A 14,836-nucleotide genomic window follows, 5' to 3' on the forward strand; every position below is an offset into this window, starting at 1 on the left:
CTCGGGCCAGACGTCTCGGGCTCAGGGACGCAGGTCGTCGATGCGCTCGACGACGACGCCCTTCGCGTCGACGACCCGGTTCTTGGCGCGTGTGCCGATGAACTTCTTGTGCGGGTCGGGGTCGAGCGTGCTCATGAGCAGTCCGCCGATGAGCGAGAGGTTCTTGAGGAAGTGCACCGTCTGGTTCTGGCGCGACGCCGGGTCGGTCTCGTTCCAGAAGGGGTGCCCGACGGCCGTCGTGGGTGCCAGGGTGGAGGCCAGCACGAACGCCGACAGCCGGGGGAAGCGACCCGTGGCCAGCGCGGTGCCCGCGACCACGTGGACGGCGCCGTTGACCCGCACCAGGTTCGTGGGCGACGTCGCGAGCTGCGGCGCGGCCTTGCCGAGCGCGTCGGCCACAGGCTCGGCCTTCGGGCCCATGGCGGGGGCGTTGCGCAGCGCGTTGACACCTCCGTACACGAACATCGACGCGAGCAGGGGACGGGCGATGGTGCGCAGGACGGTCATGGCTCCCATCATGCCAACGTCGGCGAGTTCCACAACGTCAGCGCGCGAGCGGGCCCGAGCGCGCTCGAGGCGACGGACCGGTTCGATCAGATCGGCAGGAGCCAGCCAGTGGACCGGAACGTGGTGGTGTCGTTGTCGGAGCGGGGATCGTCGGGCGCGGTGGCGGTGACGGTGGCGGCGGGGCGGGCGCCGATGACCTTGAAGGGGAACGAGCCGCCTTGTCCGGCGGGCAGCGTGGCGCTGCAGCGGAGCGTGCGGAGCCGCTGGTTACGGGTGGCGTCGCACGCCCACCCGTCGCCGGGGATCCCACGGAACTTCACGGTCCGGTCGAACGACACGGTCATGGTCACGGTGCGCGCCACGGGGTTGCTGCCGCCGTCGGCGGCGATCGGGACGACCACGCGGCGCTGCAGGAGGGGGGAGTCGTTCGTGACCGTGGCGGCGCCGAGGGAGAAGTCGGTGGGCGTGACCGGCGGCGGCGCGGGCGTGACGACCGGCTGCTCGGAGACGGGCTGGTCGGGAGAGGCGGAGGCGTCCGCGGTGGCCGGGGTAGGTGCGGGCGGCGTCGTCTCGACCGGCGTCTCCGGGGTGGGCTCCGCGGAGGGCTCCGGCGTCGGCTCGGTGGTGGGCTCCGGCGTCGGCTCGGTGGTGGGCGCCGCGGTCGACTCCGGCGCCAGGGGGCTGGACGGGCTCGGCGAGGCGACCACCGCGGGCGGCGCCGAGGTGAGCAGGTCCGTCCCGCCGACGACCATGCCGGTCGTCAAGGCCCCGGTGACCACGGTGGTCGCGACCACGGCGGGCGTCCCGGCGCTGACGGCCGTCGCGGCGGCGGCCTGGGCCGGCACGAGAGCCACCCGGGCGACCTGCGAGACGATCGCCGACGTCAGCATGGTCGCCCCGGCGTAGCCGCTCGCGGCGGCGAACCCGCCGCCGGCCGCGGTGGTGCCGACGGCGAGCGACCCCCCGGCCGCCGTGCCGGCCGTCGCCCAGACGCCTCCCGCCGCGATCCCCCCGGCCCCCAGGGCGGCGGCGGCCGTCCCGGTCGCCCCGAGGTAGCCCGCGGCGGCGGGTCCGAGCAGGGCGGGCGCGAGAAGACCGCGCAGGTTCTGGTTGACCTCCACGAGCTCGAGGTGGACGCCGGTGCAGCGTCGGCACCCGTCGAGGTGCCGGTCGACCTTCGCGGTGTCGCGGGCCGACAGCGTCTGGCGCACGAAACCGCCGAGCAACGGTGTCACGGCGCGGCAGGCCTCGTCGGTGGTGGCTGCCGCGTGGCTCTCGAGGTACGCGGCCCGCAGGCCCTCCCGTGCGCGGTAGGCCAGGGCGGAGACGCTGTTGGGGCTCATGCCGAGCAGCGGTGCGACGGCCGCGGGCTTCTGCCCCTCGACCTCGAGGTGCCACAGCACCAGCTGCCACCGCTCGGGCAGCGACGCGAAGGCGCGCGCGGCGGCGTCGTTCTCGAAGGCGGCGCTCACGGCGTCGTCGAAGGGCACACCCCGGTCGAGCACGTGCTCGTCGTCGGTGGGACGGGTGCGGGTCGTGGCCCTGATGCGATCCACGTGCAGACGCCGGACCGCGGTGAGCAGGTACGCGCGGAAGGCCTCGTCGGGGCCCTTGCCGTCCTGCAGGAGGCTCAGCACCTTCAGGAAGGCCTCCGACACGAGGTCGTCGGCCTCGCCGGTGCTCAGGAGCTGGCGGGAGAGGCGGGTCGCGGCGGCCGCGTGCCGCTGGAACAGCAGACCGTAGGCCGCGGTGTCGCCGGCACGCACGGCAGCGATCAGCTGCGCGTCGCTGCGCTGCTGCGTCGTCTCGATCAGGTCGTCCATCGCTTCGGCTCCCTCGTCTGCACTCCCACGGGGTCCAACGAGGAACGTTCCTGCACGTCACGCCCGCCCGGTCGGGGCCCCGGGACCCGCGTCGAGAAAGTTCCGCCGATCACCGTCACGATCACCGCCCCCGGCCGTCCCATGGTCACCGCACACGAGAGGAGGACCGTCATGGACGACACCCAGCACGCAGCGACGTCGCTGGTCGAGGCCGTTCGCGACGGTCGGGCCGACGTCGACGCCGTTGCACACGTGGTGGGAGCGAGTGCAGCGGCGGACGGGTCCCCGCTCCACGAGGTCATCGATCTCGTGGAGCGTGCCTTCGACGGAGCCCCCCGACACGCGTCGGTGCGGGCTGCGTGCCTCGCCTGGGCGGAGCGCGCACTCGGGCGCGTGCACGACGCAGGGTGCGAGGACCCGTTGACGTCGCTGTCGACGGTGCCCCACCTGCACAGCAGGTTGGGGGACGTGTACCGCGCCGCCGCTGTCGAGGAGCAGCGCGCCGGCGACGGTCACGTCCTCGTCGTGGTCGAGCCGTCCGACGACCGACGACGCTCGTCCCTGGAGGCCTCGTTGCGGGCCGTCGAGGTCGGGCAGGTCCTGCGATCGGTCTTCCCGGGCGACGAGACCGTGGCCCGGGTCGGGTCGAGCCGCTTCGTGGTGCTGACGGCGCGCGAGCGCGCCCACGCCACGACCCTCGCGCTGGTCGGTGTGCTTCTCGGGCGCACGCCGGACGGCGGGAGTGCGCCCCGGCTGTGGGTGGAGGAGCTTCCGCCCACGGCCGGGGACCTGCCGGGCCTCCTGCAGGCCCTGGCGCGCTGACACCCGTCCGGACCCGACGCACCAGGGCTGCGTCGGGCCCGGCGGGGGTGCCGGGCCGTCACTCCGTTTCGGACACCTCCGGGGCATGGATCGGGCTCCACGTGACCCGCAACTGTCCAGAACGCGTGTCACAACGCAGAACGGGGGCCGGGAGGCTCGATCGATCCCGGTCCCACCGCACCGTCGGTGCGGCGTGGAAGGCTGGCCCCATGTGCGGCAGGTATGCGACCACCCGGACCTCGAGCGACCTCGACGACGCCTTCGCGGCCCGTCTGGCCGACGGTGCGGAGCTGCCGCCGCCCGACTGGAACGTGGCACCCACCAAGCAGGCGCCGGTGGTGATCGGCCGGGCCCGGGACGACGCCGAGGAGTCGGCGCCACCGCGGCGTGAGCTCCTGGCGGCCACCTGGGGTCTCGTGCCGAGCTGGGCCAAGGACCGCTCCATCGGCAGCCGGATGATCAACGCCCGGTCCGAGACCGTGGCCGAGAAGCCGTCGTTCCGGCGTGCCTTCGCGCGGCGGCGTGCCATCGTCCCGGCCGACGGCTACTACGAGTGGTACGCGGGCCACGGCCCGAAGGCGCCCAAGCAGCCGTTCTACATCACCTCCGGCGAGCAGGACGGCCGCCGCGAGGTGCTGGGCCTGGCCGGGCTCTACGAGTTCTGGCGGTCCTCGGCGGAGGAGCCGTGGCTCGTGACGTTCACCATCCTCACCACGAGCGCCGAGGGCGGCGACGGCATGCTCCACGACCGCGCACCGCTCCTGGTGGCGCCGGAGGTCCGCGACACGTGGCTGAGCCCGGTGGAGCGGCCGGCGGCCGAGCTGCTCGACCTGCTGGTGCCGGCCACGCCGGGACGTCTCGACGCCTGGCCCGTCACGACCCAGGTCAACAACGTCCGCAACAACGGCCCCGAGCTCGTCGAGCCCCTTCCCGCCGAGTAGGCCCTGCGCGGCGCACGGTTCGGAATACAGCCCACGGCCACGTCGTTCCACCTCACGAAGGAGGTCGACATGCTCGCGTGCCCTGAACGCACCCTCGCCAGCCCCACCACCACGGGTCCGGTCGCTCGCGGCCCCCGCTCGGACGACGGACGTCGTACGTCGGGAGTAGGCTGGAGCACGATGACGAACACCCCCGAGACCACCCCCCCGCCCACGTCGGACGCGTCCGACGCCGGGTCCGTCGACGCCACCTCGACCGTCGAGGACGGCAGCCACGACGGAGCCGTCGCCATCGACTACAGCGACGTCGACGTCGCCACGGAGACGCCGGAGCAGCGACAGGCTCGCTTCGAGGCCGAGGCCCTGCCGTTCCTGAACCAGCTCTACTCCGCTGGTCTGCGCATGACGCGCAGCCCCCAGGACGCCGAGGACCTGGTGCAGGAGACGTACGCCAAGGCGTTCAGCGCCTTCCACCAGTACAAGCCCGGCACCAACCTGAAGGCCTGGCTCTACCGGATCCTCACCAACACCTACATCAACTCGTACCGCAAGAAGCAGCGTCAGCCGCAGCAGGTCACCGACGAGATCGAGGACTGGCAGATCGCCGCCGCCGAGGCGCACTCGTCCTCGGGCCTCAAGTCGGCCGAGATGGAGGCGCTGGAGCGGCTGCCCGACAGCGACGTCAAGGATGCGCTGCAGGCGCTGCCGGAGGACTTCCGCTACGCGGTCTACCTGGCCGACGTCGAGGGGTTCCCCTACAAGGAGATCGCCGAGATCATGGGCACGCCCATCGGCACCGTCATGTCCCGTCTGCATCGCGGACGCCGTCAGCTGCGTGAGCTGCTGGCCGACTACGCCCGCGACCGCGGCATGGCCGTGAGCGGGGTGAGCGACTCATGAGCGACGACCTCACCGCCGACGGCTGCGACGGCCCTGACTGCGAGACCGCACTCGAGAGCCTCTACCTGTTCCTCGACCGCGAGATCGACAGCGCCAGCTGCGCGGAGATCCAGGCCCACATCGACGACTGCAGCGAGTGCCTCACCGAGTACGACCTCGAGCGGCTCGTGAAGTCGCTGGTGTCGCGCTCGTGCAGCGAGGTCGCGCCCGAGCCGCTGCGCGACAAGGTGCTGTTCTCGATCCGCACCGTGCAGGTGCAGATCTCCGAGTACCGCCAGACCTGACCGGTCCACCGACCGCGGCGTCGGTCCCGGCGACGTCGAAGCCCCCGTCCGGTCACCGGACGGGGGCTTCGATCGTCTGTGCGCTCCGCGAGGAGCGTCAGGTCACGCGTTGGGGCGCTTGCCGTGGTTCGCGCCCTTCTTGCGACGCGCGCGGCGCTTGCGGCCGGTCTTGCCCATGATGGTCCTCCTCAGACGTTCAGCGTCCATCGTCCCACATCGTCCCGCTCGCCTGCGAACGTGGTCCGCGGCCCGGGACCGAGGGCGACGGGTCAGGGTCGCTCAGGGTCGGGGCACTCGTTCCAGGAAGCGCGCGCGGTCCACGACGACGCGACGGACCTCGCCGTGCGCCACGAGCGTCCCGTGCCCGTCGTGGGCGGCGACCCGGAAGCGCAGGAGTCGGCCGTCCTCGTGCACCAGGTCGGCCGTGGCGGTGATCGTCGCCCCCACGGGGCTGGCGGCGATGTGCTCGACCTCGACCCTCGTGCCCACGCTCGTGCGGCCGTCGTCGAGGTCCAGGGCCGCGCACGTCGCTGCCTCCAGCCAGGCCAGGACGCGCGGCGTCGCCAGCACCGGCAGGTCACCGCTGCCGAGGGCGGCGGCCGTGTCGGCGTCGCCGACGGTGTGGGTCACGGATGCACTGCGGGTCATCGGTCCTCCAGGTCACGGGCGGGGGACCACCCAGCCTGCCCGACGTCCCCGGTTCCTGCGTCCGACCACGCCGACCAGAGGGCCGCGTAGCGCCCGCCGGCCCGCACGAGGTCGTCGTGGGGCCCCTCCTCGACCACCGCGCCGTGCTCCATCACGATCACCCGGTCGGCCGTGCGGGCCTGGCTCAACCGGTGGGCGATGACGAGCGCGGCGCGTCCGCGGGTGACGGCCTCGCCGGCCTGCTCGAGCTCACGGGCCCCGGACGACCCTGCCTCCGCCGTGGCCTCGTCGAGCACGACCACCTGCGGGTCGAGAAGCAGCACCCGGGTGAGGGCGAGCTGCTGGGCCTGGGCCGGGGTGAGGGGGTGGCCGAGGTCGCCCACCACGGTGTCCAGGCCGTGGGGGAGCGTCCGTGCCCAGGCCGCTGCCTCGGTGGCGGTGAGCGCCGCCCAGAGCGTGTCGTCGTCTGCGTGCGGGTCGGCCAGGACGAGGTTGTCGCGCAGCGTGCCGGCGAAGACGTGGACCTCCTGCGAGACGAGCGCCACGTGCCGGCGCACGACGGTCTCGGCGGCGGTGGTGATGTCGAGGGCGCCGAGTCGGACGGTGCCGCCGCTCGGGGAGAGGGTCCCGGCGGCGATCCCCCCGAGAGTGGTCTTCCCGGCGCCGGTGGCCCCGACGACGGACACGCGCTCCCCGGGCCGCACCTCCAGGTCGATCGGTGCGAGCACCGGACGGCCCTCCTCGTAGGCGTGGTGCACACCCGTGAGCCGCAACGTCGGGTCGGGGCCGACGTCCACGAGGGCGTGGTCGCGCGGCGCGATGAGGACGACGCCGGCCAGCCGGGCCAGCGCCGCTCCGCTCGCCTGCACGGCGTCGAAGACGAACAGCACCGCCCCGATGGGGTTGAACAGGCGATGGAAGAACAGCGCAGCGGCGGTGGCGTCGCCGACGCTCGCGGCACCGCTCGACACGAGGAGGTACCCGGTGCCCAGCACCAGGACCAGGCCCACGCACTCCGACCCGTTCATCCGGGCGCCGAAGCGGGTGAAGAGCCTGAACACGTCGATGGTGATCTCGACGGCGGCGGCGGAGCGGCGCTCGATCCGCTCGAGCGCGATGCGCTCCACGCCGAACGCCCGCAGCGTCGCGGCGTCGCGCACCCCGGTGATGAGCGCCTCGGCCCGCGCACCCTCGGCGGTTCGCTCGGCGCGGTAGTAGGGGATCGAGCGGGGCAGGTACCAGCGGAGCGCGAGCACGTAGCAGGGCGCGGCGGCGAGACCGGCCAGGCCGAGGCGCCAGTCGAGCGTGAACAGTCCGCCGACCGTGAAGCCGATGGCGGACAGCGAGCCGAGCAGGAGGGGGATGGCCTCGTCGAGCGCCTCGGTGAGCTTGCGGACGTCGTCACCCACACGGCTCAGCACGTCGCCGATGCCTGCCTGCTCGATCCGCTGTGACTCCAGGTGCAGGGCACGGTCCAGCACGTCCTCGCGCAGCTCGGCCAAGGCCGGCGCCACGGCCTGCGCCAGCGCCGCGGACGACAGCGTCGAGAACAGTCCGGCGACGAGACCGGCGAGCACCATCACCGTGGCGGCGACGACGATCTCGCGCAGGGTCCCGTCCTCGCGCACGGCGTCGACGATCCGGCCGATCATCAGCACGGGCACGACCCCGGCGAAGCCGGTGAGTAGGAACGATGCGATCGTCAGCGCCAGGCTCGCCCGACGGGCGCGCACGAGTCGCCACGCGACGGCCGTCGTGCTTCGTGCGTCGGCGACCGGCAGCAGGTGGACGTTCGTCGCCTCGTCCGTGCTCATCGGTCCACCGCCGCTCGGTAGGTGGGATCGCGCACGAGGTCGGCGTGGGTGCCCTCGGCCACGACGCGTCCGTCGCGCACCACCACGACGCGGTCGGCGTGCTGGAGCAGCGCGGGACTGGAGGTGATGACGAGGGTGGTGCGTCCTCGACGCAGCCGGCGCACGCCGCGGGCGATGTTCTGCTCGGTCACGGCATCCACCGCGCTCGTCGGGTCCTGCAGCACGAGGACCGGACGGTCCGTCGCGAGGGCCCGGGCCAGGGTGAGGCGCTGCCGCTGACCGCCGGACAGGCTCGAGCCGGCGGCACGCACGGCGCGGTCGAGTCCGTCGGGGTGCAGGCGGACGACGTCGTCGGCCGCCGACGCAGCCAGGGCGGGCGCGAGGTCCGCGTCGGTGCGCTCGCCGCCGGGGTCGACCGTGCTGCGCAGCGTCCCCTCGAAGACGCCGGAGTGGTGCGAGGCGACGAGCAGGTGCAAGCGTCGACCCTCGACGGACAGCTCGTGCAGGTCGACGTCGCCGAGTCGCGCCCGGCCCGACGTGAGCGTGACCTCGCCCGTGAGCACGGCCATGAGCGTGTCGGAGACGGCGGGGTCGTCGATGCTCACGGCGACCAGCTCGTCGGCCGAGGTCCGCAGGTCCACCCCCCGCAGGGGTCCCACGACGGCCGACTCGAGCACGAGGCCGGGACGGTCCTCGGACGGTCCGCGACCGCCGGGGGCGAGCACACGGGGGGTGTTCAGGAACTCCACGATGCGTCCGGCCGAGGCGCGCGACGCCGCGAACTGCGCGCTCACGTCGCCCAGGCCGCGGATCGGCTCCGCGAGGAACTGGGTCAGGCCCACGAGCGCGATGAGCTGACCGAGACCGATGGTGCCGTCGAGGGCGCGCTCGCCGGCCACGACCGCGACGACGGCCAGCAGGATCCCGCTGAGTGCGGTGGTGAGTCCGGCCAGGTAGCCCCAGGAGCGCGCGACGGCGATGGTGTCGCTGCTCGCCTGCCGGCTGGCGGACCGGTACCGGCCGAGAGCGACGTCCTCACCGCCGATGCCCTTGAGCGGGCGCAGTCCCGTCAGCACGTCGGCGGCCACGCCCGAGGCGGACGCGGTGCTCTCCTGCTGGCGGCGGGTGCGCCTGGCCACGAGGGGGGCGAGCGCCTGGATGACCAGCAGGACGCCGGGCACGCCGAGCAGGATCACCAGACCGAGCACGACGTCGACGGACAGGACGTAGACGGCCGTCGCGACGACGGCGACGAGCGACGCGAGCGCGTAGCCGAGCTGGTGCAGCACGGAGGGGACGAGCTCGGCGTCCGACGTCGCGATCGAGAGCGTCTCGCCGGCGAGCCGGTCGGTGCGCGCTCCGCGCGGGTGCAGCACGTGGGCGGAGACCTCCCCGCGCAGCAGGTGCGCCTCGGTCTGGATGCCGCGCACGATGAACCGGGCGCCGTAGCGGTAGCCGTTGCTCAGGACGAGGACGAGGGCCACCAGGACGCCGAGCGTCCAGGCCAGGTCACCCAGGGTGCCGCCGTCCACGGCCTGGTCGACGACCAGGCCGATGACGACCGGCACGAGGGTCTCGCAGAGCTGCCAGACGACGAGCAGGGAGTAGCCGGGAACGAGCTGGCGGGCCTGGCGTCGCACGCTCCGACGCAGCAGTGCGCCGGCCCCGTCGGGCGGGGTGCGGTCGTCCGGACCCGTCCCAGGGGCCTCGACCTGCGTCCTCGTGCTCGCCACGAGGTGAGGCTACCCTCACCCGCGCGGGACGCGGCGGTCCGGTCGGGTCCCGCGCCGACCTCAGACGCCGTGGGTGGTGCGGGGGTACTGCGCCGACACGTCGGTCATGACGTTGACGAGGTAGGGCACGCCCGACGCGAACGCCCGGTCGATCGCCGGACCGATCTCGGCGGGGTCGGTGACCATCTCGCCGCCACCGCCGAGCGCCGTGACGACCTGGTCGTAGCGCGTGTTCGGAGCGAGGTCCGCGGCGACGTCGTAGCCGTAGAGCATCTGCATGGGGCTCTTCTCCAGCCCCCAGGCGGAGTTGTTGCCCACGACCATGACGACCGGCAGGTCGTGACGGACGAGGGTGTCGACGTCCATGAGCGACATGCCGGCAGCGCCGTCGCCGAACAGCACGACGACCTGGCTGGAGGGCCGCGTGATGCGGGCGGCCATGGCCGCACCCATGCCCGCGCCGAGGCACCCGTACGGCCCTGGGTCGAGCCAGCCACCGGGGCGCTGCGGCTCCACGAACTTCCCGGCGAAGGACACGAAGTCACCGCCGTCGCCGATGACCACGGCGTCGTCGGCCAGGCGGGGGAGCAGCTCGCCGTAGATGCGCGCGGGGTGGATGGGGTCGCTCTGCGAGCCGAGGAGGTCGACGTCGCGTGCGGCGGCAGCGGCCACGACGTCCTGCAGCTCGGTCAGCCACGGCGTCCAGTCCGGGCGCGCACCGGGGGCGGACTGCAGGGCCGAGAGGATGCCGTCGAGGACGACGGTGAGGTCGCCCGAGGCGGAGGCGGCGAGCGTGGCGTGCGTGGACAGCTGGGCGGGGGAGTCGGCGAGGTGGACCACGCGCGCCGGGGTGGCGCCGTCCTTGCCACCGAACACGCCGTAGCCGAGGCGGAAGTCGAGCGGGGTCCCGGCGACGACCACGAGGTCGGCGCCGCTGAAGGCCGCCGACCGGGCCTTCGTGACGAGCTGGCCGTGCCCGCCGGGCAGGATGCCGCGACCCATGCCGTTGGCGATGACGGGGATGCCGGTCTCGGCGGCGAAGCGCTGAGCGGCCTCCTCGGCACCGTCGGCCCAGACGTCGGTGCCGAGCACGAGGACCGGGCGACGCGCCTCCTGCAGGAGGCGACCGGCGCGGGCGAGGTCGTCGGGGTCCGGCTCGATCCGGGCCCGCTGGAGTCCTGGCTGTGCCGTGACGGGGCCGGAGTTGAAGAACTCGTCCATGGGCACGTCCACGAAGGTGGGGCCGCGGTGCGAGGACCCGGCGCGGGTGAAGGCCTCGTGGACGGTGGGGGCGATGTCGCCGACGGTCCGGGCGGTGGAGGCCCAGGTGGAGACCGTCTCGAAGATCGGCGGGTGGTCCAGCTCCTGGAGGGTGCCCATCCCCCAGCGGGCCTCCGGTGCACGACCGCCGATCACGACCAGGGGCGAGCCGGCGAAGTGGGCCTGGGCGACCGGGCTGACGCCGTTGGTGACCCCGGGTCCAGCCGTGAGGACGGCCAGGCCCGGGGTGCGGGTGAGCTTGCCGACGGCCTCGGCGGCGAACACGGCGGTGGGCTCGTGCCGGACGTCGATGATGGGCATCGGGTCGTCGGCGGTGACCGCGGCGTCGTACATCGGGAACACGTGGGCGCCGGAGAGGGTGAACATGGCCTGGACGCCGTGGGCGCGGGCGACCTCGAGCGCGTGCACGCCCCCGTGCGCGGAGCGCACCTCGTCGGCGCTCTGGTCGTTCCCGGTCTCGGTGGGGGTCCCTGCGGTGCCGTCGTTCTGTGACATGCGGCGCACGCTACTGCACGGGGGTGTCGCCCGCCGGGCCGTCGACGGGCCGGGCCCGGGTGGTGGGTCGGTAGAGCCAGGGGCTCTCGCCGCGGATCTGGTCGAGCACGGCCAGCAGGAGGTCGGCCCGATGGGCCGGCTGCTCGGCGAACAGCTCGGCGTCGCCGCGCAGGTCGGCGCGTCCCTGCACGCCGAGGGCCAGCTGGAGGTGGAGGGCGCGCAGGAACGACGACGCGTTCTTGGCCGTCGGGGAGGGCCACTCGTCGTCGAGGTGGCCGCGGGTCCGTGGTGCCTTGATGCCGGCGCCGAGCCGGGCGAGCCACGGCTCGACGATGCCGGGGTCGAGCGCGTTGCGGTGCAGGAGGGTCATGACGGCGTAGGCGAGCCGGTCGTCCTCGCCGTGGCGCCAGCCGTAGGCGGTGGGGGTCAGCACGCGGTCGGCGATGACGTCGAGCAGGACGGTCAGCTCGAGACGGCCGAAGTGGCGGGAACGGGCGAGGGCCGCCAGCAGGTCGGCGCCGTGGGCGACCGCGTGGGCCCACCCCTGCTCGGGGATCCAGCCGCGGTGGTCGAGCTCGCGCACGTACCAGCTGGTGGCGAGGTCGCCCCACCCGAGGACGGTCGTGGCGGGGAGCAGGTGCTCGTCGTTGTCCCGCCCGATGATCTCGGCGAGCATGAGGGCGCTGTAGGACCGGCGGATGACGGAGACGTCGCCGTCGTGGCCGAGGCCGTACCGCAGCCCGGGCGCGACCCCGTCGCCCAGGCCGGCGAGCAGGCCGTCGTACACGCCGTTGGCGATCCAGGTCGTGAGGAGCGGGTAGGCGAGGTCCTCACGCAGCCGCGGATTGGGGTGACCGAGCATCTCGACGAGCTCCACCGTGGACTCGTCCAGGGAGCGGTCGAGCGGCACCTGCATGCCGGTCTTCATGACGGACTGCCAGTAGGCCTCGGACATCTCGTTCATCGTGCCAGACGTCCTGGAGCGACCGGCGGAAGGGACGGTCGGCCCGCTGCCGTCGATAGGCTGGGCGCGTGCCGACCCTCGACGACATCATCCGGTCGCAGACGACCCTGGGTCCGGACGACGTCGCGTGGATCCAGGCTCTCGTGGCGGACTGGCAGATCCTGGCCGACCTCTCCTTCGGCGACCTCGTGCTGTGGGTGCCGGACGCGGAGTCCAAGGGTCTGTGGGCGGTGGCCCAGATCCGTCCCACGACGGTGGCGACGACGCTCCTGGAGGACGTCACGGGGACGTTCGTGCCGGGGGAGCGGTCGCCGGCCGCGGCGCGGGTGCTGGCCGGGGAGGGCGCGCAGGACGACGACGCCGCGGTGGCCGACGGTGTGCACGTGCGCGTGGTCCCGGTCCGGCGCGAGGAGCGCACGATCGCGGTCCTGGCGCTGCGCAGCGGCGGTGACGCGCGGGCCACGAGCCAGCTGGAGGTCACCTACCGGGCCGCGGCCGACACCGTCGTCTCGATGATCGGGCGGGGGGAGTTCCCGACGCCCGGGGCCCGGTCGGAGCTGGCCGACGCGTGGCGGGTGGGCGACGGGTTCATCCGCACGACGGCGGACGGCACGGTGCAGTACGCGAGCCCCAACGCGCACTCGGCGTACCGTCGGCTCGGTCTGACGGGGGCCCTCCAGGGTGCGGACCTGGCGGAGGTCACGGCAGCGTGCGTGGGGCGCACGCCCACGGACCTGAGCACCGCCGCGGCCCTGGGGGGATCGTCGCCGGCCGAGGCCGAGGTCTCGGGCGCGGAGGCCACGCTCCTCCTCCGCGTGATCCCGTTGACCGCGCCCGGGACCGGTCGTGACGGCGCCGTGGTCCTGCTGCGCGACGTCACCGAGCTGCGGCTGCGGGAGAAGCAGCTCGTCTCCAAGGAGGCGACGATCCGCGAGATCCACCACCGGGTGAAGAACAACCTCCAGACGGTCGCGGCGCTGCTGCGCCTGCAGGCCCGACGCATGGACGTGCCCGAGGCGCGGGCGGCGCTCGACGAGGCCGTCCGCCGGGTGGGGTCGATCGCGTTGGTGCACGAGACGCTGAGCCAGGGCTTCGAGGAGACGGTGGCCTTCGACGACATCGCCGACCGTCTGCTGCGCTCGGTGCTCGACGTCGGCGGGCCCCAGGTCCGGGCGGAGCGCATCGGGAGCTTCGGCCTGCTGCCGGCGGAGGTCGCGACCCCGTTGGCGATGGTGCTGACCGAGCTGGTGCAGAACGCGGCGGAGCACGCCTTCCCGGGCGGCGCGGGTCGGGTGACGGTGGCGGTCAACCGGATCCGGGAACGGGTGCGGATGCGGGTGAGTGACGACGGGACCGGTCTGCCGGCCGACTTCGACCCGACGCGCAGCCTCGGCCTGTCGATCGTGTCGACGCTGGTCGAGTCCGAGCTGGGCGGCACGCTGGGCTTCGAGTCACGGCCTGGCCGCGGCGCCACGGTGACCATCAGCATCTCGCTCTGACCGACGGCCACGGGCGACGGGCGGACAGGGATGGGCCGGACCGTCCCGCGTCGGCCCCGGGAACCAGGCCAGGGGCCCGGACGCCGAGAACCCCGTACCCGACGCGGGTACGGGGTTCGGACGCGTGCTGCGTGGAACGACTTCAGGCGGTGCGGATGCGTGCCCTCGCGTTGCGACGCTTGAGGGCACGACGCTCGTCCTCGCTCATGCCTCCCCAGACGCCGTGGTCCTGACCGGACTCCAGTGCCCACTGCAGGCACTGCTCACGGACGTCGCAGCGGCGACAGACGACCTTCGCCTCCTCGATCTGCAGGATCGCGGGGCCGGTGTTGCCGATGGGGAAGAAGAGCTCGGGGTCTTCATCGAGACATGCGCTGTGGTGGCGCCAGTCCATGACGACAGCTCCTTCCCTTGTGTGAGTGCGAACGCACGAAAAAAAGCCGGCGAGACCGGCGTGCGCGTTCACTTCATCGTTTCAACAAAATCCTCTGGGCACAAGGGATTGCGCGGCGGGTCCGTGTCGGGTCAGTCACACAGGTCATACCAGTTGCCTCGCGGGCTGGACCGGGGTGCCGGACCTACCCTGGTGCCGTGACCTCGAACCCCGATCCCTCACCTGCGGACGAGCCGTCGGCGTCCTCGCCCGGCCAGCCCTCCGTCGCGCCGCGCGGCAGGGCCAGGACGCTGCTGGCGGTGGCCGGTGCCGTCGTGTCCGCGCAGGCACTCGGCCTGCTGACGATCGCCGCGCTCGAGCTGCGGTCCGTCGAGGCCGACCGGGTCGGTCTGGGTGTGAGCACGGCCGGGTTCCTGGGGGCCTTCGGCGCGCTCCTCCTGGTCGCGGTGGTGCGGATCCTGGCCGGGCAGACCTGGCCGCGGGGCTTCCTGGTCTTCTCCCAGCTGCTGTGCCTCGTGCTCTCCTTCAACTTCCGGGGGGACGCGGCGTGGATCACCCCGACCATGGCCGTCGGCGCCCTGGTCGCGCTCGGCTGCCTCGTGTCCCCACCGGTCACCCAGGCTCTCGGAGGCCACGACCCCGTGTGAGAGACTCGTCGGCGGGCATCACCTGCCGTCTCCCCGCGTCCGCGGGCCCGCCGTGCACCTACCGGTCGCGGGCCGCGTCGACGC

General features: G+C 73.5%; 15 protein-coding genes. 6 read left to right on the forward strand and 9 right to left on the reverse strand.

Translation table 11 applies throughout. From position 1 onward, the window contains the following. Positions 1-21 precede the first annotated feature (21 nt). Positions 22-507 carry a DoxX family protein gene (locus tag ASF38_RS13485; protein WP_055966807.1) on the reverse strand — a complete coding sequence of 162 codons (486 nt, stop codon included), beginning with the start codon at positions 505-507 and terminating at the stop codon, positions 22-24. Between the two features lie 86 nt (positions 508-593). Continuing rightward, positions 594-2,330, reverse strand: a complete 1,737-nt coding sequence (locus ASF38_RS13490; protein ID WP_056576648.1) for a sigma-70 family RNA polymerase sigma factor — start codon at positions 2,328-2,330, stop codon at positions 594-596. 171 nt (positions 2,331-2,501) lie between these two features. On the opposite strand from ASF38_RS13490, the gene ASF38_RS13495 reads away from it, so the two are divergent. The 4 genes from ASF38_RS13495 to rsrA all read left to right on the forward strand — a co-directional run bounded on the left by ASF38_RS13495 (position 2,502) and on the right by rsrA (position 5,277). Continuing rightward, positions 2,502-3,152: a hypothetical protein gene (locus tag ASF38_RS13495; RefSeq protein WP_056576651.1), complete on the forward strand. Its 651-nt coding sequence runs from the start codon at positions 2,502-2,504 to the stop codon at positions 3,150-3,152. Positions 3,153-3,361: 209 nt separating this feature from the next. After that, positions 3,362-4,093 (forward strand): SOS response-associated peptidase, encoded by a 732-nt coding sequence (locus tag ASF38_RS13500; protein ID WP_055966815.1) that lies wholly within the window; start codon positions 3,362-3,364, stop codon positions 4,091-4,093. A 180-nt stretch (positions 4,094-4,273) separates the two neighbouring features. Then, the gene (locus ASF38_RS13505; protein ID WP_235497726.1) at positions 4,274-4,993 is read left to right on the forward strand and encodes a sigma-70 family RNA polymerase sigma factor; all 720 of its coding nucleotides are present in this window, start codon (positions 4,274-4,276) and stop codon (positions 4,991-4,993) included. Beyond that, positions 4,990-5,277 (forward strand): mycothiol system anti-sigma-R factor, encoded by a 288-nt coding sequence (gene rsrA, locus ASF38_RS13510; protein WP_055966818.1) that lies wholly within the window; start codon positions 4,990-4,992, stop codon positions 5,275-5,277. Before ASF38_RS13505 ends, rsrA begins: the two co-directional genes overlap by 4 nt. A 102-nt stretch (positions 5,278-5,379) precedes the next feature. Here the strand turns inward: rsrA and ASF38_RS19800 are convergent, their stop codons facing one another. From ASF38_RS19800 to ASF38_RS13535, 6 genes are all read right to left on the reverse strand, one after another. Further along, positions 5,380-5,454: a 50S ribosomal protein bL37 gene (locus ASF38_RS19800; RefSeq protein WP_369797015.1), complete on the reverse strand. Its 75-nt coding sequence runs from the start codon at positions 5,452-5,454 to the stop codon at positions 5,380-5,382. A gap of 102 nt (positions 5,455-5,556) precedes the next feature. Next, the gene (locus ASF38_RS13515; RefSeq protein WP_055966823.1) at positions 5,557-5,925 is read right to left on the reverse strand and encodes a thioesterase family protein; all 369 of its coding nucleotides are present in this window, start codon (positions 5,923-5,925) and stop codon (positions 5,557-5,559) included. Then, positions 5,922-7,739, reverse strand: coding sequence for an ABC transporter ATP-binding protein (locus ASF38_RS13520; RefSeq protein ID WP_056576653.1), 1,818 nt, complete (start codon positions 7,737-7,739; stop codon positions 5,922-5,924). Before ASF38_RS13520 ends, ASF38_RS13515 begins: the two co-directional genes overlap by 4 nt. After that, the gene (locus tag ASF38_RS13525) at positions 7,736-9,472 is read right to left on the reverse strand and encodes an ABC transporter ATP-binding protein (RefSeq protein WP_056576657.1); all 1,737 of its coding nucleotides are present in this window, start codon (positions 9,470-9,472) and stop codon (positions 7,736-7,738) included. The genes ASF38_RS13520 and ASF38_RS13525 overlap by 4 nt, the downstream gene beginning before the upstream one ends. A gap of 60 nt (positions 9,473-9,532) precedes the next feature. After that, entirely contained in the window at positions 9,533-11,248 is a 1,716-nt protein-coding gene (locus tag ASF38_RS13530) for an acetolactate synthase (protein ID WP_082480799.1), read from the reverse strand. A gap of 10 nt (positions 11,249-11,258) precedes the next feature. Continuing rightward, positions 11,259-12,212, reverse strand: coding sequence for a DUF2785 domain-containing protein (locus tag ASF38_RS13535; RefSeq protein WP_235492933.1), 954 nt, complete (start codon positions 12,210-12,212; stop codon positions 11,259-11,261). A gap of 68 nt (positions 12,213-12,280) precedes the next feature. Between ASF38_RS13535 and ASF38_RS13540 the strand changes: the two genes are divergently transcribed. Then, positions 12,281-13,711 carry a sensor histidine kinase gene (locus ASF38_RS13540; RefSeq protein ID WP_056576661.1) on the forward strand — a complete coding sequence of 477 codons (1,431 nt, stop codon included), beginning with the start codon at positions 12,281-12,283 and terminating at the stop codon, positions 13,709-13,711. Between the two features lie 142 nt (positions 13,712-13,853). On the opposite strand, the gene ASF38_RS13545 is transcribed toward ASF38_RS13540, so the two are convergent. After that, positions 13,854-14,105: a WhiB family transcriptional regulator gene (locus ASF38_RS13545; protein ID WP_055966837.1), complete on the reverse strand. Its 252-nt coding sequence runs from the start codon at positions 14,103-14,105 to the stop codon at positions 13,854-13,856. 197 nt (positions 14,106-14,302) lie between these two features. Here ASF38_RS13545 and ASF38_RS13550 point away from each other — a divergent pair, with 197 nt between their 5' ends. Further along, positions 14,303-14,752 (forward strand): hypothetical protein, encoded by a 450-nt coding sequence (locus tag ASF38_RS13550; RefSeq protein WP_056553872.1) that lies wholly within the window; start codon positions 14,303-14,305, stop codon positions 14,750-14,752. Positions 14,753-14,836 lie beyond the last annotated feature (84 nt).

It is taken from the genome of Aeromicrobium sp. Leaf272 (assembly GCF_001422865.1).
Taxonomy (GTDB): domain Bacteria; phylum Actinomycetota; class Actinomycetes; order Propionibacteriales; family Nocardioidaceae; genus Aeromicrobium.

Bases quoted from the DNA above. Each gene is read 5' to 3' on its own strand.
- ASF38_RS13500 (WP_055966815.1), top strand. From the start codon at position 3,362: ATGTGCGGCAGGTATGCGACCACCCGGACCTCGAGCGACCTCGACGAC.
- ASF38_RS13515 (WP_055966823.1), bottom strand. From the start codon at position 5,925: ATGACCCGCAGTGCATCCGTGACCCACACCGTCGGCGACGCCGACACG.
- ASF38_RS13545 (WP_055966837.1), bottom strand. From the start codon at position 14,105: ATGGACTGGCGCCACCACAGCGCATGTCTCGATGAAGACCCCGAGCTC.
- ASF38_RS13505 (WP_235497726.1), top strand. From the start codon at position 4,274: ATGACGAACACCCCCGAGACCACCCCCCCGCCCACGTCGGACGCGTCC.
- ASF38_RS13495 (WP_056576651.1), top strand. From the start codon at position 2,502: ATGGACGACACCCAGCACGCAGCGACGTCGCTGGTCGAGGCCGTTCGC.
- ASF38_RS13520 (WP_056576653.1), bottom strand. From the start codon at position 7,739: ATGAGCACGGACGAGGCGACGAACGTCCACCTGCTGCCGGTCGCCGAC.
- rsrA (WP_055966818.1), top strand. From the start codon at position 4,990: ATGAGCGACGACCTCACCGCCGACGGCTGCGACGGCCCTGACTGCGAG.
- ASF38_RS13490 (WP_056576648.1), bottom strand. From the start codon at position 2,330: ATGGACGACCTGATCGAGACGACGCAGCAGCGCAGCGACGCGCAGCTG.
- ASF38_RS13530 (WP_082480799.1), bottom strand. From the start codon at position 11,248: ATGTCACAGAACGACGGCACCGCAGGGACCCCCACCGAGACCGGGAAC.
- ASF38_RS13485 (WP_055966807.1), bottom strand. From the start codon at position 507: ATGACCGTCCTGCGCACCATCGCCCGTCCCCTGCTCGCGTCGATGTTC.
- ASF38_RS13535 (WP_235492933.1), bottom strand. From the start codon at position 12,212: ATGAACGAGATGTCCGAGGCCTACTGGCAGTCCGTCATGAAGACCGGC.